Genomic DNA, 20,153 nt, shown 5'->3' on the forward strand with positions numbered 1-20,153 from the left:
CCTCCGAGAAGGTGGCGGCGGGGCGGCGTTGGGGTGTCATGGCTTGCCGGCGGGCTAGCGTTGGGCCTGGGGGCTGAGCTGGGCTTCGAGGCGGCGCAGGCGCTCCTCCAGCGCGGCGGTGGCTGCTACGGCTTGCCGGACCTGTTGCTGGCTGGCTTGCTGCTGCACTTGCTGGCGCAGCTGGGCGTTTTCCTGCTTTAGCTCCAGCACCTGCCGGTACAGGGCCTGGATGGCAATGAGGTTGACCCCGTCGAAGTCCGCCTGGTTGATGGTCGAGTCGTTGCCGACGGTACCCAGCGCGTCGTGGCCAAAAGCCTGGTAGAAATCCTGGGCCATGGGGCCGTAGTGGCGCATGGTGCGCGGGTCCTGGCCGCGGTAGTTCCACGAGCCCAGGCGCAGGCGGTTGATGCGCTCCAAGAATAGGTTGCCGTCGGCCAGGCGCACCAGTTCCTTCTTGGTCGAGTCGGAAATGACGGTCCAGGCGTTGGCCCCGGCGGTGAGCCGCACCCCGATGGTGGCGGCGGCGTTGGTGAAGAGGCGGTAACCGCCGGCGTAGCGGGTTGAAAACTGGTTGTTGGCGTTGGCGCGCAGCGAGTCGGTGGTCGATTGGTCGGCGGCGGTGAAGCTGCCGGTGCGGGCGTTGGCACTGGCGCGGTAGCCCAGGGTGGTGGCGTAGGCGGCGTTGGCGGTGCTGTTGCCCAGGGCCGTGGCGGCCGTGCCGATGGCGCGGCTGTCGAGGCCGGCGGCCAGGGCGGCTTTTTCCCCGGCGCGGGCGTTGTAGCCCATGGCAATGGCGCCGTCGGAGCCGAAGATGTTGCCGACGGCGGTGTTGTAGCCCAAGGCGGTGGTGTAGCGGCTGATGGCGCGGCTACCGTAGCCGGCGGCCAGCGTGTAGTTGCCTTTGGCAATGGTGTTGTAGCCAAACGCGGCGGAATAAAAGCCCATGTTGGCCGCGTTCCACTGGGTGTCGTCGACGCCGCCGGCGCGCAGGGAGGCGTAGAAGGAGGTCCACATCAGCCGCTCGCCCGACCCGGAGATGGGCGGGGCCGCGTCGCCGAAGCCCAGGCTGGTGCGCACCAGGAAGCCCGCGTCGGCGTCGTTCACGTGCAGGCCGGCGCCGTTGTTGTAGGTGCCGACCGGGCGCACGGCCGGCGTGAGGCGCACCAGCCCGTTGCCGTCGATGCGCAGGCCGCTGGTGCCGGGGTTGGCGGCCGAGCCGCCGACCAGCCGGAAGGTGGCCAGGTTGAGGTTGCGGGTGGCGGTGTGGTTGCCCAGGTTGTCACCGGACTTGGTTTTATCGGGGATGTAGAGCCACTGCCCGCCCACGGCGTACCAGAAGCCTTGGCGGCCGTCGGTCTGAAACACCATCAACCCGTTGGGTGGGGTGCCGATGTTGGCGCGGGCGGCCGAGTCCATGCGCGGAATGAGCAGGCCCCGGCCGGTGGCCTGGATGTCGAGGGCGGCTTTGGCGTCGGGCGTGGTGGTGCCGATGCCCACCGCGCTGGCGCCGGCTTGTGCCCAGACGGTGGCGGGGGCAGCCACGAGCAGCAGGGCGGTCAGGAGTACGGTTTGTTTCATAGATAAGAGGCAGGATGCGGGGTCAAAAGTAGAACTATCTGGGTATTTGTCTGTGCATTGCGCGGCAATCCGTGCGCAGTGGCGGCGCGGTTCAGCAGGAGCAAGCGGATGCGGGCAGTAGCCACGCCGCCCGGCTTCCGCGGGTGGGAAGCCGGGCGGCGTGGTATACAAGCAGAGTGGCTTAGCGGCGACGGCGCAAATTTGCCACGCCGGGTACTTCGGCAATGCCGGGTGCCCGGCTTCCGCTGCGAAAGCCGAGGCCGGTTACTCCACCCCCAGGGCGCGGGTTATCGAGTGGGCGCCGGCCCGCACATGCAGGTAGTAGATGCCCCGCGCCAAGTGGTCGAGCGGCACGGTGAGGGTGGTGCGCGCGGCCAAGACCGTAGCGGGATGCGCCCAGCAAGTACGGCCCAGGGCATCGGTTAGCACCACCGTCGCCGCCACACCCGGCACGGCCGGTAGCTGCACCGTGGCGCGGTGGCGGGCCGGGTTGGGAAACACGGCCACCTCTTGCACCAGCGACGCTGCGGCCGTGCCCAGCACGGTGGCGTCGGTGAGGGTGGCCACGAAGCCGGCCGGCGCGCCGCTGGCGGAGGCCGGTAGCGTGTACGCCCCAAACCGCGCCGCGCTACCGGCCGAGCCGCCCACGTATACCCGCGCGCCGCCAACGCCGATGCCAATGCCGTAATCGTCGCCGGCGCCGCCGGCGCCGAGGGCATAGGCGAAGCTGGCCGAAGAACCCGCGTCGGTGAGCTGGGCCACGTACGCGTCGCTGGTCGTGCTGGTGTTGGTGAGGGTGGTGGGGCCGAAGGCAATGGTGGGGCTGGTGAAGCCGCCAGTCAGAAACAGGTAGGAGCCGACCGCGACCAGGCCGCTGCCCGTGTCGCCGCCGCTGCCGCCCGCGTTGTAGGCCCAGGCGAAGCTGGCGGTGCTACCGGCATCCACCAGCTTGGCCACGAGCAGGTCGAACCCGCCGTGGCTGCCCAGGGTGAGGGCCCCGGCGCCGAGGGTGGCGCTGTTGTAGTTGCCGGCCACGTACACGTTGCTGCCTTGCACGGCCAGGGTGCGCAGCAGGTCGTCGCCGGGGCCGTTTACGGACTGGGTCCAGGCGAAGGTGCCCGCCGTGCCGGAGTCGGTGAGCTTGGTGACAAAGCTGTCGAGGGTGCTCAGGCTGCTGTTGGCCAGGGGAGTGCCACCGAATTCGGCCGCGCCGCTGCTGTAGTACCCGGCCACGTACACGTTGGCGCCGTTGGCGGCAATGGCTTGGGCAAAGTCGGGGCCGGTGCCGCCGGCCCGGCGCGCCCAGGCAACGCTGGCGGCGGAGCCGGCGTCGGCAAGCTTGGCCACCAGCACGTCGTTGCTGCCGGTGGCGGTCAGGCTGAGGGCGCCCAGCTGGGCCGTGCCGGTAAAGGAACCGGCCACGTACACGCTGCTGCCGCTCACCGCCACGCCGGTCAGCCCGTCGAAGGTGGGGCCGCCAACGGCCCGGGCCCAGGTGACGGCGGCGCTGCTGCCGGCATCGGTGATTTTGGCCACAAACCCGTCTTCCTGCCCGGCGCTGGTGAGCGGCAGCCCGCCCAGGGAGGTGGTGCCGGTAAAGCTGCCGGTCAGGTAGAGGGTGGTGCCGCTCAGGGCCAAGGCGGTGCCGCGGTCGGTGCCCGGGCCGCCGAGCGGAAGCACCCAGTCGTAGGTGTTGGTGAGGCTGTTCCACTTGGCCACAAAAGCGTCGGTGCTGCCGGCGCTGCTGACCACGGTGGTGCCGAACCGCACGGTGCCGCTAAACATGCCGGCGAGGTAGGCATGGCCACTGGCATCGGCCACGGTGGCGTACACCTGGGCCTGGGCGCCAGTGCCTTGTTCGTTGCCGGCGCCCGCGGCGGCTTGCCAAGTAGGCGTTTGGGCCTGCGCCGCGCGGCACAGCAGCACGGTTAGCGCGAGCAAGCAAGAGCGTAGGAGTGTGGGCATAGGGGCAAGAGCTGGGGTGGGCGAAAGGCGTAGCGCAGCAAAGCAGGCCACACCGGGTTTGCACGGACAATATCGTGGATAGAGGTGAAGTGTTACCCTTCGCCGGCGCCGCTACCGCCACCCGCCCCGCTGCCACCGCATAGCCCGAAAAACCTTACCCGCCCGCTTCCGCAAGGGAAACCGGCCGCCGGGCGGGTAAGGTGCCGTGGGCTTGGTGGGAACGGGCTGCCCGCCTGCCGCTGCTGCTAGAGTACTTTGAGGTACTTGACAATGTCCTGCTCAAAGCCGGCCCGCTCGTAGACGGCCCGCGCCCGCTCGTTTTGGGCAAATACGCTCAGCGTGAGCCACGGAAAGCCCAGGGCCCGCGCCCAGCTCTCGGCGTAGCTGAGCAGCGCCCGGCCGATGCCCTGGCCCTCGGCCTCGGCGGCCACGGCCAGGTCGGCGACGTGGCCGTGCTGCTGCTGGTAAAAGTCGGTGAGGACGGTCAGGTGCAGCAGCCCCAGCGGCCGGCCGTGCCGCTCGGCCACCAGCACTTGCCGCTGCGGTGTGGGCGCCCGCACCGACTCCAGCAGCACGGCCACGTCGGTGGCGGTGAGCTGGGCCGGGTCGCGCCAGGCGGGCGGCCCGAACTCGACGAGCCTGGGCATCACGGCGCGGATAAACGCTTCGTCGGCCGGCGTGGCCGGGCGGATGTGGGGAGCGGGGCTTTCCATCGTGGCAGGTTATACGAGCGAAGGCGGCCAGGATGCGGCGGCCGGTGCCTCGGCGGAGCAACTGCCGGGACGCCGCGGAGCCGAGCGCCACCAACTCGCCGCCGGGGCGGCCGCTAGGCACTGCCGCCGCCACGCTGGGCACGAGCGGCGGAGGTGCACCCGTTGGGGCCGGTTGTCTGCCCCACTTGGTGGCGCAGCCCAGGATTAGCGCTGGGCCTGGGGGCTGAGCTGGGCTTCGAGGCGGCGCAGGCGCTCTTCCAGGGCGGCCATACTGGCCGGGGCCGGCGTGCTGCCGGAGCCGGGTTGGGCCTGAAGCTGCCGAACCTGCTGGTGGAGGCGGGCATTGGCGGCCTCCAGGGTGAGCACGCGGCGGTACAGGGCCTGGATGGCAATGAGGTTGACCCCGTCGAAGTCGGCTTGGTTGATGCTGGTGCTGTTGCCGCTGCGCCCGACGCCGTCGTGGCCGAAGGCGGCGAAGAAATCCTGGGCCATGGGGCCGTAGTGGCGCATGGTGTCGGGGCTCTGGCCCCGGTAGTTCCACGAGCCCAGGCGCATCCGGTTAATGCGTTCCAGGAACGCGTTGCCGTCGGCAAGCACGCGCCGCTCCTTTTTGGTGGAGTCGGACAGCACCGTCCACGCGTTGGCGCCCGACGTCAGTTCCACCCCGATGGGCGTCTGCACCTGGCCGTTGTTCCAGCCGTTGGTGGCGGTGGTGGTAAACAGCCGGTAGCCCCCGGCAAAGCGCGCGGAGAACTGGTTGAAGGCCGTACTCACCAGCGAGTCGTTGACGTAGTCGGTGCGCACGGGCGAGTAGTCGGCCAGCGCGAAGCTGCCCTCGTAGCCGCCGGTGCGGGCATAGTAGCCTATGGCCACGCAGCCCGCCTGGCTGGTGCGGGCCTGGGCGCGGTAGCCAAAGGCCAGCGACGGGGTGGGCAGGATAAGGTTCGTTTGCACCTTGCTCTGGTAGCCGCCCACCAGCCCGTTCTGGCCCCTCATCGTGTTCTGGTAGCCCGTCATCAGGCCGTAGAAGGTCTGCACGGCGTTGTTGCCGTAGCCCATCACCGTGGTACCCTCCCCGGCCCGGACGACGTTGTTGTTGCCGAAAGCGGTGCTGAACCGGTCGCGGGCCACGTTGTCGAGGCCGAAGGCCACCGAGTACTGGCCGATGTTGGGGTTGTCCCACTGGGTGCTCGTCGGCTGGGGGCTGGTGCCGATGGTGCCGTTGCCCGACACCCCGCCCGCCCGGAAGGCGCTGTAGTACGAGAGCCACATCACCCGGTCGCCCACCCCCGTCACGGGCAGGGCCCGGGTTTGGCCGGGGGCGAAAAAGCCTTTCGAGGTGAGCACGAAGTCCTGGTCGAGACTGAGCAGGCGCACGCCGTTGCCGGTGAGGGTGTCAGCCTGGATGCGGGCCGCGCCCAGGGTGAGCAGGCCGGCCGGGGTGAGGCCGAGGCCGCTGCGCACGGCGCGGGCGGTGGTGCCGCCCACCAGCTTGTTGCCGGCCAGGTTCAGGTCCTGGGTGGCGGTGTGGTTGCCCAGATTGTCGCCGGTGCTGCCGGCGGCGGTGGTTTGCACCGTGCCGTCGGGGAAGCGGAAGCCGCCGGTGTTGCTGTAGATCTGCCCGGCTACTTCCAGCTTCTGGCCGGGAGAAGTGGTGCCGATGCCCAGGTTGCCGTCGTTGCGGAAGCGGGCCCACTCGGTGGCGGCGTTGCCGGTGGTGGCGCCGCCGAAGCGGATGCCGGCGTTGATGCCGCCTTGGCCCTGCTGGTTGAGCAGCCAGGTTTCGCCGTCGCCGCCGGTGCGGTTCCACTGCAGGTAGGCGCCCTGGTTGCTGATGGGGCCGTGGGCGCGGGCCAGAATGCCGCCGTCCACGTCCACCTTCTGGGTGGGGCTGCTCACGCCCACGCCCACGTTGCCGCTGTTGTCGATGCGCAGGCCGCCCGTGCCGTTGTTCGACAGCGTGTTGCCGTTCAGCTGCAGGCTCTGCGTGGCGGTGTGGTTGCCGAGGTTGTCGCCGCCGCTGCCCGCGCCGCTGAGCGAGGTCCAGCCCGCCGTGGCTTCGTAGTACCAGAAGCCGGGCCGGGTGCCGTCGGTCTGGTACACCAGCAGGCCCACGGGCACGGGCGCGGCAATGCCGGTGCGCTGGCTTTCGGTGAGGCGGGGCACCAGCACGCCCTGAGTGGTGCTGCTCACCTCCAGGGCGGCTTTGGCGTTGGGCGCGGTGGTGCCGATGCCGACCGACCCGGAGGTTTGAGCCAGGGCGGTGGTGGCCGCCAGCAAGGCGGTGGCGAGTAACGGAAATTTCATCGGCAACAGGTGGAGGGTGGAGTAAGCGGCATCCCGAAGGTAGCCCATTGCCGGGGAGCGTCCTAAGAAAAGGCCAGTGCGGCCGGGCTTTGGTACAACAAAGCGCCCGGCTTCCGCAGATGGGAAGCCGGGCGCTTTGTTGTACCAGGGACGGAGCAGACAGACCTTACGGACGCCTCCCCCCGGCTCCCTCTCCGAAAAAGAGAGGAGGCTACATGGCGGGGCGGCGGGTGGGCGGCACGGATTCCTCGGCCTGCTCGTGGCGCCGCGGGTTTGCTTAGTTCGCGGCGACGCTTTGGGTAGCGAGGTGGGGCTTGCGGCGGGAGGGCTCGGGAGCCTTGGGCTGCTCCAGGGCGGCCAGGCGCTGATTCAGGAGTTGCAGTTGGGCGGCCAGCTGTTCGTCTTTCCGGCGCAGCTGGGCTTTCAGCTCGGCGTTTTCCTGCTGGAGACGGGCCGTGCGCTTTTCCAACGCCTGGATGGCGGCCATGTTCACCCCGTCGATGTCGAGGGAGTTGATGGTAGTGTCGGCGCCGATGCCGTCGAGGCGGAAGGCCTGGTAAAAGTCCTGGGCCATGGGGCCGAGGTGGCGCTGCGAGGCCGGCTGGGTTTTGTAGTTCCACTCCGAGAGGGGCAGCGCGGCCACTTTGCGCAGCACCTGCTCGGCATCCACCGGGCGGAAGTTTTCCTTTTTGCGCCGGTCGCTGATGTTGGTCCACGAGCCGCCGCCGGCCGCCACCTGCACGCCGGTGCTCAGGTTCATGGCGGTGTAGAGCTTGTAGCCGCCCGCGAAGCGCATGGCCATCTGGTTGTCGGCCGAGGCGTACACGGAGTCGGAGGAAAACTGGGCGCTGGCGTCGCCGAGGACCATGGCGCCCTTCTTCATGTTGGTGCGGGCATTTTTGCCGATGGCCGTGGAGAATTGGCCGCTGGCGCTGTTTTGCAAGCCGATGGCAGTGCCAAACATGCCCCGGGCAATGCTGGGGCCGATGCAGATACTGGCCAGGCCCATGGCTATCGACGAAGGCCCAAAAGCCAGGGCGTCGTCGTTGGTGGCTTGCGCTCCGCTGCCGATGGCTATGGCGGCGTAGCCGGAGGCGGTGCCGTTGAAGGTAAAGCTTCGCTCGCCGCTGGCCGTCGACTCGCTGCCCAGGGCCACGGCGGTATTGCCGCTGGCGTTGGCGTTGTAGCCCGCCGCGAAGGAGTAGATGCCCAGGTTGCTGTTGTCCCAGCGGGTACCGGTGACGAAGCCCACGCGGAAGGCGGCGCGGTCGGGCAGCCAGAGCAGGCGGCGGCCCTCGCCGCTGACCGGGGTAGCCGTGCCGGTGGCCGGCGCGTCGCCGGTGGCGGAAAACAGCACGCTGCCCTCCGCCACGTGCAGCGGAGCCTGCGGGGAAGTGGTGCCGATACCGACGCCGGTTTGGGCGTGGGCCGCCAGGGTGCCGAGAAGGGCTAGACCAGTAAAAGTGAAACGCATGTGTGGGGGAATGGAGAGAGAATATTCCTGCAAAGAAATGGAAGATGCGCGCCCGCCCTTGCGGTAATCGACCATTTCCCCGTCCTGGCCTATTCAGGCCACCCAGGTCTCGACCAAACGGGCGGTGTGCCGGCCGGCGGCAGCGTAGCGCCCGCCCGAAGGCGCGGGCATTGCGCGCGGGATTGCCGCTGCGCTGGATCAGCCGGCTCTGCACGTCAACGCGCCCGGTTTCCGCAGGTGGGAAGCCCGACGCCGGCGTGGGTGCACCAGGGGCAAAGCGGGCCGGACGGGCAATGGGCGGGCCCTCCCTCCGGCCCTCTCTCCCAAAGATGAGGAAGCGTGTAGCCGGTGGTGCGGCCTAGCGGCGTGCCCGCAGGAGCACCACGCCGAGGCCCGTAGCGGCCAGCGCGGCGGCCCAGGGCAGGGCCGCCGCGCTGGCCGGGCCCGCGGGGCGCTGCTCCAGGGCCGTCAGGCGTGCCTGAATGGCCGCGTTGACGGCGCGCAGCTGCTGATTTTCGGCCTGCAGGGCCTGGGTGCGGGCATCGAGGGCCTGCACGCCGGCCAGGGCGACGCCGTCGGCATCCACGGTGCCGATGCTGATGCTGTCGGGGCCGAGCTGGAAAGCGCGGTAGAAGTCCTGGGCCATGGGGCCGAGGTGGCGCACCGCGCCGGTTTCGGTTTTGTAGCTCCAGCGGGTGATGGGCACCCGGCGCAGGCGGCGCAGCACGTCTTCGCCCGCCACGGCCTCGAAGCGGTGCTTTTTGCGGCGGTCGGAGGCGTTGGTCCAGGCGCCGCCGTTGGAGAGGTAGGCCCCGGTGTAGGTGCAAATGACGGCCGACGCGTTGTACCAGGAAGGGTTGTAGAGCACGTTGCCCGTCAGGCCCGTGCCCGACTGGATAATCACGCCGGTGCTCCTGTCGGAGGCGGTGTAGATGCGGAAGCCGTTGCTCACGCGCCAAGAGGCCGAGTGGTTGGCGTCGGCACGAAACGATTCATCGCTGAACTGGTCGCCGTCGTCCACCACCGAGCGGTCGGCGAAGACAAAGGAGCCTTGGCGGGCATTGGTGTGGGCGTAGTAGCCCATGGCCACGGAGGCGGCGCCGCTGGCCTGGCAGTACTGGCCCAGGGCAGTGGAGCCCACCTGGGCCGCGATGGTGCGGAAGCCAAAGGCCGTGGCGTAGTCGCCGGAGGCGCGGGTGTTGTAGCCCGCGGCAATGGAGTAGTTGCCGATGTTGGCGTCGTCCCACTGGGTGTCGTCGACGTAGCCGGCGCGGAACGCGGCCCGGCGGGGGTGCCACATCAGGCGTAGGCCGCCGCCCTCGGCGGGTATGGCGTTGGGGTCGTAGTTGCCGTCGTAGGTGCCGCCGAGCAGGAAGCCGCCGTTCTGGAACACGGTGGCCCGGCTGACCTTGTGGCCGGCGTCGGTGGTGTGCACCACCAGCAGGGAGTCGACGTTTTGGGCCGTGGCGGCCAGGGGCAGCAGGCTTAGCCCGAGCAGGGCGAGCCGGCTAGGCGAGTAGAAACGGGGCATGCAATGGCGTTGAGGGAGAAAGGGGAGGGTAAAACTAGCAGCAATGCTATGTTGCCTGGGGCGCCGCGGCCGAATAGTCGACCGGCGGCCCGTTTTTCCCGACGAGGCTGCCCAGGCTGAACCCCACGCCTAACCAAAGCGCCCGGCCTCCGCGAAACGGAAAACCGAGCACCGGGAAGGGGGCCGCGGTGGGCTAACGGCAGACAGCCTCCCGTCGCGCTGCAGGTGAAACGCCGATGCACGCAGCAAGCTGCTACTGCCAAGTCCTCAACTGAAAGTGCCCTGCGCCGAACTCACACAAACCTGTACCAAAACAACTCGTACCAAAATCGAATTGGTACACATTACTTTGGTACAGCCCTTTTTCTTCGTTTTACATGCGCCAGCCCGCTTACCGCAGCACTTCCCGATCCATCCGCGACTACTTCGGCCTGTCGCAAGCCGAGCTGGCGGGCTACCTCGACGTATCGCGGGAACTGCTGGCCGCGGCCGAAGTCGGGCGGCGCGAACTGCCCACGGCGGCGCTGCTCCGGCTGGCCGTGCTGGCGCAGGCCGTGGCCGCCCCGGCGCCGAGCCCCGCCGCCCCGGCCGCCCCGCCGGCGGCCGAGCTGCTGCCCGTCACGCTGTTTCCGGTGCTGCGCCCGCTGCTGGCCCGCCGCGAAGCCTGCCTGCTCGATGCCGACCGCCTGCGCCACGCCACCGCCCCGCTATTGCGCAAGGCCGAGCAGGCCCGCCGCCTGCAGGCCGTGCTGCCGGCCTTGGAAGCTGCCCTGGCCCCCGCACCCGCCGACGAGCGGCCCCGCCGCTGGCTGGCCCGGCTCACCGACGCGGTGGGGGCAGCCCTGGGCCCGGCGGCCGATGTGCGCCGCGCCCGCCTGGCCGCCCGCGAAGCCGGCCTGCGCGCCGAAGCGGAGTGGATTCGGTCTTATTTTGAGAATATCACCGCCAACGACGTCCTATTTTAAGAATCGCTTTTGTTTAATATTCGGCCCGACTATCATTAATGCGTTGGGCGATTTACGTGTAATACCTTCTTCTCTCTACTCTCAATGGCTTATTCCGTCAACCAACTCACCTCCGCGGCGCAGTGCGACGCCGTGCTCTCCCTCATTGCCGAAGAGCGCGCCAACCTCGACCTGCAGCAGCGCATCCTTGACAAGCGCCGCGGCACCCTCAGCGACGACGTCACCGACCTCGGCGCCGAGCTGACCGTCAAGCAAGCGGAGCTGACCTCCCTCACCACGCTGCTCGGCACCCTGCCCGACGGCGACACCAAAGCCGACTACGAACGGCGCAAACGCGCCCTGAGCCGACGCATCACCGAGCTGCAGGACCGCCAGCTCGAATTCAACCCCGTTTCCCTCATCGACCGCGAATTCGACGTGGCCCGCCTCAACGCCTCCCTGGCCGAAGCCGCCGCCCTCGAAGCCGCCGTCCTGGCCCGCAAAGCCACCCTGTAGCCCCGGTTGTCGCCCAACCCGTCCGCTACCAATCACCAACGCCCCCGGCCAGCTTGTCGGGGGCGTTGTTTTTGGTGGGGCGGGCAGCGCGGGCGGCTGAGGTAGCGGAGGCCTATTCGCTGAGCTTCAGTTCATACGTCAGCCAATGCTTCGCACGCGGAAATTGGGGAAGCTTCGCCCATACGGCCAGCCGTAGCCGCTCCGGCGCAACCACTAGCACTTCATAATAGAAAGGACTGCGGACTGGCGCTTCCTGGCTTGAGCTATGATAGGTTAGCTGCCCGTCGCCTTGTTGAATAAACTGTTTACCGTCCTGCTCCACCAGCCAGAAGCCAGTGCTTGGGGAATTGGTGGGCAATGGTTGCAGGCCGGTTAAATCGAATTGGTCACCTGCGGCCGGGACGTTCGCCATACCCTGCATGTCAGGACCGCGTTCTACCCGAACAAATTGCCACTTGCGGGCAAGCAGAGAATGGGGCTGGGCCGATGCTGTGGCGAAAAGCATAGAGAAGAGCAACGTAGTGATGGTGCAATAGAAGTAATGCACAGCTGCAACTTACATAAGGGCCCAGTGCTTACCGCGTAACCCGCAGCCGGGCGGCGCGGGCTGCTGGGGAGGCGGGTGAGGTAGCGAGCAGGGACTGAGTTGCTGCTGGGGAAGCGAGGAGGCACTTAGCCGGGCTTCCGATAGTCGACCTAACTTTCCAGGTCGCCCATCGAAAGCTTGCGGCGCCCATTCGAAGTTTCGCCGGCCCAACCAGCGCCCCCGAACGCAAAACACCCGGCCGCCGCAGGGTGGGCCGCCGGGTGTCGGTGCAGGAGCGTGAGAAGGGTGCGTCTGGGCGGCGCGCCAGCAGGAAACGCCTAGTGCTGCACGAGCAGCCGCAGCTGCGCGGCCTGGCCGTGGTGGCGCAGCTGGCAGGTGTAGAGGCCGGAGCCGAGGGTGGCCGTTGGCAGGGGCAGGGTATGCCAGCCAGCGGGTGCGTCGGGAGGCAGGGTCTGGGTGCCGACCAGGCGGCCCAGCTGGTTGTACACCCGCAGCTCGGCCGGGCCGGCCTGCGGCAGGTAGCAGCGCAGCTGCGCATCCGCCCCGGTGGGGTTGGGGAAAGCCTCCAGGGCCAGCGGCGCGGCCAGGGGGCTGGCAGCCGAACGGGCAGCCGGTGCCGCCACGCGCGGGCAGTTGGGGATGGGGGCGTATTTCAGCGTCACGTAATCAAACTGAAATGGGCCGCCTACGGAAGCGGAACCACCCACGTACACGTTGCCGGCGGGGTCTACGACCACGGCGCCGGCCCGGTCGGCGTTGGAGGCGGGGCCATTGTAGCGGGCGCGCCACTGCTCCTGGCCGGTGTTGCCATCGTACACAAGCGTGACGATGTCCTCGTCGCTGCTCGTGAAGGAAGTGCCCGTCACGTACACGTTGCCGGGCCCATCCACGTCGATACCTGTGGCGGCGTCGTCGTACCCCCCATCGTAGTACGTGCGCCACAGCTCTTGCCCGGTACGAGGGTCGAGTTTTAGGGTGACGTAGTCGGCGTTGCTGCCGTTATACGAACTGCCGGTGAGGTAAAGGCCGTTGAGCTGGCGCAGCGCCAAGCGGCCGTCCCACCCGGCGGAGGCGGCCACCCAGAGCTGCTGGCCGGTGCGCCCGTTGTATTTCAGGGTGGCGCTGCCCGTCAGGTACACGTCGCCCCGTACATCCACCACCAGGGCGCCCGCATGGTCTTCCTGGTTGTTCGGCCCGTCGTAGCGAGATTCCCAGAGGGGCTGGCCGGTGCGCCCGTCGTATTTCAAGGTCACGATGTCAAATAGCCCATCGGAGGCATCTTTGGCCGAGGTCCCGGTGACGTACACATCCCCACTCAAACCCACGGCCACGGAGCTGGCAAAGTCGCCGAGGCTGTAGGGGCTGTCGTAGACTGTGGCCCAGAGCTGCTGGCCCGTGCGCCCGTTGTATTTCACCGTAGCGTAGTCGTAGAAGTCGCCGTTGGACGTGGAACCGGTCACGTACACGTTGCCCGACGGGTCGAGGGCAATGGCCGCGGGTTGGTCATCGAAGCCAGCGGGGCCGTCGTAGTAGGCCACCCAGAGCTGGCGGCCGGTGCGCCCGTCGTACTTGATGGTGGCGTAGTCGGCGATAAAGAAGGTGCTGGTCATGGAGTAGCCGGTCACGTACACGTCGCCGCGGGCATCTACCGCAATGCCCCGTACCTGGTCGTCGCTGTCGGCGGGGCCGTTGTAGCGCGCCACCCAGAGCTGGCGGCCGGTCTGCCGGTCGTACTTGATGGTGGCAAAATCGGAGTAGCCGTTGCCGGGGTTGGCCGAGCTGCCGGTCACGTACACGTCGCCGCTCGGGCCCAGTGCCACGGCGCCGCCGAAGTCGTAGCTATTGGCCGGTCCGTTGTAGTAGGAAACCCAGGCGGGAGACGCCGCTGCCTGGCAGCTGGCCGCCGCGAGCGGGGTAGTGGGCCGGCTGTGGTCGGGCAGGAGCTGGCGGGGCGGCGGGTAGGCCGTCAGTGTGGGAAATAGGCGCTGAAGCGCGGCGGGCGGCGGGTAAGCGGCGCGGCCGGCGGCAGGGGTGCGGTGGCCCGGTTGGGCCTGGGCCCCAGACCACAGAAACAGGAGCATGCCTACCAGCAGCAGGCAGCGGGTACGAATTGCTTTCATCAGACGAGAGACGATAAAAGGTGCTTCGCCCAGGCCGGGTTCGGACCTGGTAGTCAATCTGACATTACCGGAAGGCCGCTGGCCGGCGGGCACGGGCAGCGCCGGCCCTGGCAGCGGCAACGCAGCGGCCAAGTCCAGCTTGCCCGGCTGCCAACGATGCGCTCTGGCTACAGGGCCAAGTGTCGGAATAACTCTTGAAAATACCGTTGACGAATGTCATTGACACGGCCAGTAAGGAGACGCAAGGGCCGCCGGTACCTGGTTTTGCAGCCGTCGGAGCCGCCGGCGTAGTGGCAATAGGTAGTCGAAGCGGATAGGACTGGCAACGGGGGCGCCTCACCCCCGGCCCCCTCTCCGAAGAGGAGAGGGGAGTGGTTAGTATCTGGCGGGGGCAGCTCGCATGGTATCAGCGGCGTCCGTTGTTGCATCCGTTCCTATCGGTGGTCCGGGATGGGGCAAGGCTGCTGGGCAGGGGGCAGCTTCAGTAGCGGGCAGGGCTGGCTTGCCGCTGGGGTGGCAGAGAGGGGCACCCCCGCCAAGCTAGGTACGAGTTACAAGCTCACGCCAGTTGAGTGCTGATATTTTGCAGAAGCCTATGTTTAGCTGGGCGATGTACCACGCGCCGCTTACTTTGAGCAGTTGAATTGCTTTCGGCGCTGGGCAATTAGTCATAGTCGGCGCAACACCGTCTTTATCCTTTCTGCTATGTCCCAACTTCTACGTTTCGGGTCGGTGCTACTTACTGGCATATTGCTCTTGCTCAGCAGCAGGGTGCAGGCCCAATCCTCCGCCATGCATTCCTTCAGCCTGCAGGGCGATGGTACGCTCTGGACCTGGGGCTATAACGCCAACGGCCAGCTCGGTGACGGCTCCACTACCAACCGCCTGACACCCGCGCGCGTGGGATCCACCACCACTTGGCGCAGCGTTAGCACCGGCGGCACGCATACCGTCGCCGTGCGGCAGGACGGTACGCTCTGGGCCTGGGGCGACAACCAATACGGCCAGCTTGGCGACGGCTCCACTACGAGCCGTCCCAATCCTACGCAGATCGGCACGGATACCAACTGGCAGAGCATTAGCGCGGGCGAGGGCTTCACCCTGGGCATCCGTACCGATGGCACACTCTGGACCTGGGGCTGGAACCAGTACGGGCAGCTCGGCGACGGCACTACTACGCGCCGCAACAGTCCGGGGCAAGTAGGAACCGCTACCACCTGGCAGCACATCAGTGCTGGCTCTGGGTACGCGCTGGCTTTGCAACAAGGCGGCACGCTCTGGGGCTGGGGAAATAACACCTCCGGCCAGCTTGGCGACGGCACTTCCGTGTCCCGCAGAAGCCCCGGGCAAATAGGCACCAATACGCAATGGCGTAGCGTCAGTGCCTCCTTTGAGCATTCGGTGGCCCTGCGCGCCGACGGTACGCTCTGGGCTTGGGGAAGCAATGCACACGGAGAGATAGGTAATAACCTGCTTGTAATCTACCTCTCGCCGGTGCAGGTCGGCAGCGATACCACCTGGCAAAGCGTCGGCACGGGCCTGGGGTATACCGTGGCCCTGCAGCAGGATGGCACGCTCTGGGCCTGGGGCCAGAACCAGGACGGGCAGCTCGGCGATGGTACCACTATCGACCGTACCAGCCCCGTGCAGGTGGGTACGGACTCGAACTGGCGCAGCATAAGCGTGGGCCGCATGCATACCGTGGCGGTTCGACAGGACGAGTCGCTTTGGGCTTGGGGCGACAACTACGCCGGACAGGTGGGTAGCTTGACTATTTCGGCAAAACAGCTACTTGAACCCCGGCAAGTAGGCGCCGCCACCACTTGGCGCAGCGTTAGCACCGGCGGCACGCATACCGTCGCCGTGCGGCAGGACGGTACGCTCTGGGCCTGGGGTAGCAATTACAGCGGGGAGCTAGGCGACGGGACTGTCAGCGGCACCAGCCGCAGCAGCGCGGTGCAGGTGATGCCCGGGACCACCTGGCAGAGCGCCAGCGCCGGCGAGGGCTTCACCCTGGGCATCCGCACCGATGGCACGCTCTGGGCCTGGGGCAACAACCAATACGGGCAGCTCGGCGACGGGAGCACCACCTTGCGCCTTTCCCCGGTGCAAGTGGGAACAGCCTCCGGCTGGCAAAGCGTTAGCGCGGGCCAGGGGCACACGGTAGCGGTACGCGCCGACGGCACGCTATGGGCTTGGGGGTGGAACCAATACGGCCAGCTTGGAGACGGAACCAATATCAACAACCGCGTAGTGCCGACACGCATCGGTACGGCGGCCAACTGGCAGAGCGTCAGCGCCGGGGCAGGGCACACGGTAGCGCTGCGGCAGGATGGTACGCTCTGGGCCTGGGGGTGGAACCAATACGGCGAACTTGGTGATGGCACTAGCAATGCCCAGTTTGCGCCGGTACGTATCGGGACGGCTACCACCTGGCAGAGCGTCAGCGCGGGCCTACGGCACACGGCGGCAGTACGCACCGACGGAACTTTGTGGACCTGGGGCAACAACAGCTACGGCCAACTTGGCGACGGGAGCAGTACTACCCGCTACGCACCGGGGCAGGTCGGCACGGGTACCGATTGGCAGGGCGTCAGTGCGGGCAATATGTTCACGGTGGGCTTGCGCACCGGGGGGACGCTGTGGGGCTGGGGTATCAATGATGCCGGCCAGCTTGGCGACCGTACCGCTACCAACCGCAATACTCCCGCCCCCGTAGCGCCTGGCTTTACCTGGCAAAGCCTGAGCGTCCACGGTAGCAGCCAGACACTGGCCATCGGCACTGATGGTACGCTGTGGGGATGGGGCAACAACTTCGATAGCCAGCTTGGCCAGCCCACGTACAGCGCGGTGCCCTTGTTGCTGGGCAGCCGCTTAACGCCGTTGGCTGCGGCAACGGCAGCCCCGGCCGTCACCAAATCCGGTCTGCACCTGGAAGCCTGGCCGACGTACATCAGCACCAGTGGCGTACACCTGCGCCTGCAAGCCGCACAGGCAGGCCCCGCCTGGGTGCGGGTAATCGACGCCGCCGGGCGGCTGTGCGCGCAGCGTGAAGTGCTGGTGCGAAATGGGGCTGCCGAATTGCGTATAGACCTGGCCCATTTACCAGCCGGTATCTATCTGCTGCGCGTGCATCAAGGCTTGCAGGAGGTATCAACCAAGTTGGTGCGCGAATAGATGTAGAAAGAAGACTATGCGTGGTCACCAGGATTCAACTCACAAAAAAGCCCCTGCTGTGAGTGTTCCTCTTCAAAAATAAACCCCGCCCCGCCGGCGCCTCCTTCACCAGAAGGCCCCAGCGGGGCGGCGTTAGTTTCAGCAGCTGTTAGGGCTGCTTACCCCCTACCACCGGCGGCCTGGATTCCACGGCCAGCTTGTGCAGCGGTTATGACAGGTTATTGGGCTGAATCGTTGTGGTACTCTATGCACCTGTTTTGGTATCTGTTGGGGCCTGGGGAAGCGGTAGACATGCTTCGACAAGCGGACGCCAGATGGAGCATGACGTCCCAAAGGGTACGGTTACGTAGGGTTAAGCGCTTTTGCGCTGCCCCGGCGGGGCGCCGGGGCAGCGCAAAAGCGCCCGGCTTTCGCAGGGAAAGCCGGGCGCCGGCGTAGTTGCAATAGGAGTCGATGTAGATAGGGCTGGCCTTGCGTGCGCTTGGTAGGCGCCTCACCCCCCGGCCCCCTCTCCGAAAAGGAGAGGGGGAGCCGGACGACTTGGGGAGTGGGGCGGCTTGCGCTAGGTTATACCAAGGGGGCGGCTGGTTTGGGGGCTTTTGGCGAGCGGGCGGCGGTATTGATGGTTTGGCGGGCCGACTCGTAGGCGGTGTGGAACTTGGGCTGGCTGCGCTGGTAGCGGACCATGAACTTGTCGATGCGGTTGCGGAGCAGGGCGGCAGCTTCGCGCAAGTCGGCGTCGATTTCCTGTTTCTGGGCTTTGCCGTCGGCCGTGAGGGCGCGGGGCGTGGTTTGCTCCTGCTGGAAGGCCTGGATGGCGGCTTGCAGCTCCGTCAGCTCCTCGGGGGTGACGCCTTGCTCGGCCAGGGCCTTGGCGTGCTCGGTGGCGCGCTGGTGCAGGTTTTGGGTGATGCGCAGCAGGTCTGCGTCGGGCTGGCGGCGGAGCTGGCGCTCGGAGTAGTCGCTGTCGGTGTGCAGGCGAATGTCGCGCAGCTCATCGGCCAGGGCGAGCAGGGCGGCGGCCACGGCGGCGGCGCGCTCGGCCAGCGTCTGCTTGGTGGCCTGCTTCACGGCGCCGGGCTTCTGGGGCGTGGCGGCGCGCTGCTGCCGCTCGGCGGTGGGGTCGAGGTCGGCGACCAGGGCGGCTAGCTCTAGGCGGGCGTTGCCGAGGGCTTTGTTGGTGGGGTAGAGGTCGGCGTGCTCGTCGAGCACGCGCAGGGTGGTTTGCAGCATGGCAAGCTTGGCCCGTTGCGAATCGTTCATAGGGAGTAATTGGTTAAGGGTAAATGGTTGAGCTTAAGGTAGACGGATTCCGGGTTGCTTGTGTTCGGGCGGGCCGGTATTTGTGCGGCGCGGGCTGACATGGCCTTCGCCGGAGGTGACATGACCCTCGGCGGCGGTGACATGGGCTTCACCGGGGCTGACATGAGGTTCAACGGCGGTGACATGAACCTCAACGCGCGTGACATGAGCTTCAACAGAGGTGACATGAACCTCAACGGAGGTGACATGAGGTTCAACGCACGTGACATGAGCCTGACGCGGGGTGACATAAGCTTCAGCGGCCGCGTCATGAGGGTGGGGGCGGGGCGCCTCACCCCCCGGCCCCCTCTCCGAAAAGGATAGGGGGAGTGTCAGTATGTGGAGGGCTGCTAGGGAAGCGGGAGCAGCAATGAGTTTTGATGCCTACTGTTTCCTTCTCCCTGCGGTAGCGGTAACTTTATAGTGTTGCGTGCGCCGCCATGCAGCAATACCTCGACCTCGTTCTTCACATCCTCGACTAATATGCGACCCAAGCAACTGCGCCAAAAACAACAGCCGCAACAATCCTCGCAGCCCTTACCGTTTTATCTACCTCAGCACAACCATTTGATTCCCGCCAAAGCCCATGAGATGAATTATTGGGTTGCTTGGCTATACCAACCAAAGATTCAGAGCGCACTTCATGTGCTTGCGTATGGATATTTAGTAAAGCAAGTAGTGCCCCTACTGTTAGAGCTGTTTAAGTAGGCTTATTACTTACCTAGTAAAAATCCTTGACGTCCAAGTTCGGCCGCGCCAGGCAGTACGCCCATGCTGCCGATTTTCTGCACGGCGCGTTTGGTACGTAGCAAGTTCTTGAGTTTGCGTGAAGCGGCGTTTACCTCTGACCAATTCAGGCAGCGGCAGCACCAAGCGGATTGCTGTAAGATGCCTCGCGGGCCAATGCGCATTTTTCGTTAAAGTGACCTCGATGAGATGGTGAAAATACCTCATTTTGCAGCCCACCGAAGTAAAGCTGAATCAGCCCCTAACCTTCGGTAGCGTAGCGGAAGATGTGGCCTCCGCAGCATTGAGAGATTGAGTTCAATCCTTCTGAAAGTAGGCCCTGCTCCGAAATGTTGCGACCAAAGCCGAAACCAAGCAGGCAGCGTATTGGCCGCCGCGCTGCTGTAGGCTTTAGTTTGCGCGCCAAAAGCTGAACTGAGTTCATACAGGTGTGGATCAGTTTCGGCGAATAATTAATCTAGCGTGGCCAACATCTCTGCTTCTCTAGCAAAGCAGACATAGTTCAGTATTAAGTAAAGTATCAAATGAATTCATTGCCCATATGTTTGTTTGAAGCTTTTGTTTCAAAAGGATAAAAGGAGAATAATGTTACTCCGTTTTTGTCGAAAGTTAATATGATATTTTTGAATCGTTTTGATGCTGGGAATGTTTTAACAGCGTAGGCTGGTTCTGTTGTTAGTATTGCTAACTTGTTCTCTTTAATAATAACTGTTGAAGAGATAAACTCAATTACGCATCCTTTTGGAATAATAGCCGATGAAATTACTTTTGTTGGTCCAATAACTTTTGCATTTAATTCTGTATTTAATGCTGCTCTACTTGAGATATGTATCTGGTTTGTTTCCTTTTCTTTTATGATTGAAGATGAGGTTATTTTACCGTTTTTTGTTACAAAAAAGCAATAATTAGAGCTGTTGAATGAGTATTTTATGTCTTCTTGTTTAATGTTGGGAGGAAGGATGTTTTCTTGTTTGAAAGATTCAACTCCAAAGTTCGTTATTTTGACATTCGATGATTCTTCGTCTGACGATGAGTACGGTGTTCTTCTTTCTGTTTTAGGTTTTTCAACTTCATTTTTAAAATACGTAAAATTGTTTTGAGTATCATAATTCAAAACGTCATAGCTTGACCAAGCTGTGCGAATAGATTTAGTAAGTAATGCTTTTTCATTTACTAGTAATTTTTCGCCTGAATTTTGGATTCTTCCTGTAAATAATCCATCAGCATTAGAT

13 protein-coding genes are annotated in these 20,153 nt (G+C 65.4%); 3 read left to right on the forward strand and 10 right to left on the reverse strand.

All coding sequences use genetic code 11. The annotated features are described in order from the left end of the window. Nucleotides 1-54 precede the first annotated feature (54 nt). The 6 genes from LJ737_RS27040 to LJ737_RS26575 form a co-directional block, all read right to left on the reverse strand. Entirely contained in the window at nucleotides 55-1,578 is a 1,524-nt protein-coding gene (locus LJ737_RS27040) for a phage tail-like protein (protein WP_262908054.1), read from the reverse strand. Nucleotides 1,579-1,842: 264 nt separating this feature from the next. Beyond that, nucleotides 1,843-3,543: a T9SS type A sorting domain-containing protein gene (locus LJ737_RS26555; protein WP_227769810.1), complete on the reverse strand. Its 1,701-nt coding sequence runs from the start codon at nucleotides 3,541-3,543 to the stop codon at nucleotides 1,843-1,845. A 245-nt stretch (nucleotides 3,544-3,788) separates the two neighbouring features. Next, complete coding sequence (locus LJ737_RS26560; protein ID WP_227769811.1) at nucleotides 3,789-4,256, reverse strand: GNAT family N-acetyltransferase; 468 nt, start codon at nucleotides 4,254-4,256, stop codon at nucleotides 3,789-3,791. A 204-nt stretch (nucleotides 4,257-4,460) separates the two neighbouring features. After that, nucleotides 4,461-6,563 carry a phage tail-like protein gene (locus LJ737_RS26565; protein WP_227769812.1) on the reverse strand — a complete coding sequence of 701 codons (2,103 nt, stop codon included), beginning with the start codon at nucleotides 6,561-6,563 and terminating at the stop codon, nucleotides 4,461-4,463. A gap of 277 nt (nucleotides 6,564-6,840) precedes the next feature. Then, nucleotides 6,841-8,037, reverse strand: a complete 1,197-nt coding sequence (locus LJ737_RS26570; RefSeq protein ID WP_227769813.1) for a tail fiber domain-containing protein — start codon at nucleotides 8,035-8,037, stop codon at nucleotides 6,841-6,843. Between the two features lie 358 nt (nucleotides 8,038-8,395). Further along, entirely contained in the window at nucleotides 8,396-9,568 is a 1,173-nt protein-coding gene (locus LJ737_RS26575; RefSeq protein WP_227769814.1) for a tail fiber domain-containing protein, read from the reverse strand. Nucleotides 9,569-9,945: 377 nt separating this feature from the next. On the opposite strand from LJ737_RS26575, the gene LJ737_RS26580 reads away from it, so the two are divergent. Then, on the forward strand, nucleotides 9,946-10,533 hold the full coding sequence (locus LJ737_RS26580; protein ID WP_227769815.1) for a hypothetical protein: 588 nt from the start codon (nucleotides 9,946-9,948) through the stop codon (nucleotides 10,531-10,533). Between the two features lie 84 nt (nucleotides 10,534-10,617). Further along, entirely contained in the window at nucleotides 10,618-11,028 is a 411-nt protein-coding gene (locus tag LJ737_RS26585; RefSeq protein WP_227769816.1) for a hypothetical protein, read from the forward strand. Nucleotides 11,029-11,140: 112 nt separating this feature from the next. On the opposite strand, the gene LJ737_RS26590 is transcribed toward LJ737_RS26585, so the two are convergent. Both LJ737_RS26590 and LJ737_RS26595 read right to left on the reverse strand, forming a co-directional pair. Next, nucleotides 11,141-11,575: a hypothetical protein gene (locus LJ737_RS26590; protein ID WP_227769817.1), complete on the reverse strand. Its 435-nt coding sequence runs from the start codon at nucleotides 11,573-11,575 to the stop codon at nucleotides 11,141-11,143. Nucleotides 11,576-11,892: 317 nt separating this feature from the next. Further along, the gene (locus tag LJ737_RS26595; protein WP_227769818.1) at nucleotides 11,893-13,695 is read right to left on the reverse strand and encodes an SBBP repeat-containing protein; all 1,803 of its coding nucleotides are present in this window, start codon (nucleotides 13,693-13,695) and stop codon (nucleotides 11,893-11,895) included. A 705-nt stretch (nucleotides 13,696-14,400) separates the two neighbouring features. Between LJ737_RS26595 and LJ737_RS26600 the strand changes: the two genes are divergently transcribed. Next, on the forward strand, nucleotides 14,401-16,872 hold the full coding sequence (locus tag LJ737_RS26600; protein ID WP_227769819.1) for an RCC1 domain-containing protein: 2,472 nt from the start codon (nucleotides 14,401-14,403) through the stop codon (nucleotides 16,870-16,872). 567 nt (nucleotides 16,873-17,439) lie between these two features. Here the strand turns inward: LJ737_RS26600 and LJ737_RS26605 are convergent. Both LJ737_RS26605 and LJ737_RS26610 read right to left on the reverse strand, forming a co-directional pair. Continuing rightward, nucleotides 17,440-18,135, reverse strand: coding sequence for a hypothetical protein (locus LJ737_RS26605; protein ID WP_227769822.1), 696 nt, complete (start codon nucleotides 18,133-18,135; stop codon nucleotides 17,440-17,442). Between the two features lie 1,306 nt (nucleotides 18,136-19,441). Next, nucleotides 19,442-20,153 (reverse strand): hypothetical protein (locus LJ737_RS26610; protein WP_227769820.1); only part of this gene is annotated, 712 nt, incomplete at its 5' end.

Origin of the sequence: Hymenobacter sp. 15J16-1T3B (assembly GCF_020711235.1) — a bacterium.
Taxonomy (GTDB): Bacteria; Bacteroidota; Bacteroidia; order Cytophagales; family Hymenobacteraceae; genus Solirubrum.

Excerpts from the sequence above, each read along its gene's own strand:
- LJ737_RS26555 (WP_227769810.1), bottom strand. The coding sequence starts at position 3,543 with ATGCCCACACTCCTACGCTCTTGCTTGCTCGCGCTAACCGTGCTGCTG.
- LJ737_RS26565 (WP_227769812.1), bottom strand. The coding sequence starts at position 6,563 with ATGAAATTTCCGTTACTCGCCACCGCCTTGCTGGCGGCCACCACCGCC.
- LJ737_RS26600 (WP_227769819.1), top strand. The coding sequence starts at position 14,401 with ATGTCCCAACTTCTACGTTTCGGGTCGGTGCTACTTACTGGCATATTG.
- LJ737_RS27040 (WP_262908054.1), bottom strand. The coding sequence starts at position 1,578 with ATGAAACAAACCGTACTCCTGACCGCCCTGCTGCTCGTGGCTGCCCCC.
- LJ737_RS26575 (WP_227769814.1), bottom strand. The coding sequence starts at position 9,568 with ATGCCCCGTTTCTACTCGCCTAGCCGGCTCGCCCTGCTCGGGCTAAGC.
- LJ737_RS26560 (WP_227769811.1), bottom strand. The coding sequence starts at position 4,256 with ATGGAAAGCCCCGCTCCCCACATCCGCCCGGCCACGCCGGCCGACGAA.
- LJ737_RS26580 (WP_227769815.1), top strand. The coding sequence starts at position 9,946 with ATGCGCCAGCCCGCTTACCGCAGCACTTCCCGATCCATCCGCGACTAC.
- LJ737_RS26605 (WP_227769822.1), bottom strand. The coding sequence starts at position 18,135 with ATGAACGATTCGCAACGGGCCAAGCTTGCCATGCTGCAAACCACCCTG.
- LJ737_RS26570 (WP_227769813.1), bottom strand. The coding sequence starts at position 8,037 with ATGCGTTTCACTTTTACTGGTCTAGCCCTTCTCGGCACCCTGGCGGCC.
- LJ737_RS26595 (WP_227769818.1), bottom strand. The coding sequence starts at position 13,695 with ATGAAAGCAATTCGTACCCGCTGCCTGCTGCTGGTAGGCATGCTCCTG.
- LJ737_RS26585 (WP_227769816.1), top strand. The coding sequence starts at position 10,618 with ATGGCTTATTCCGTCAACCAACTCACCTCCGCGGCGCAGTGCGACGCC.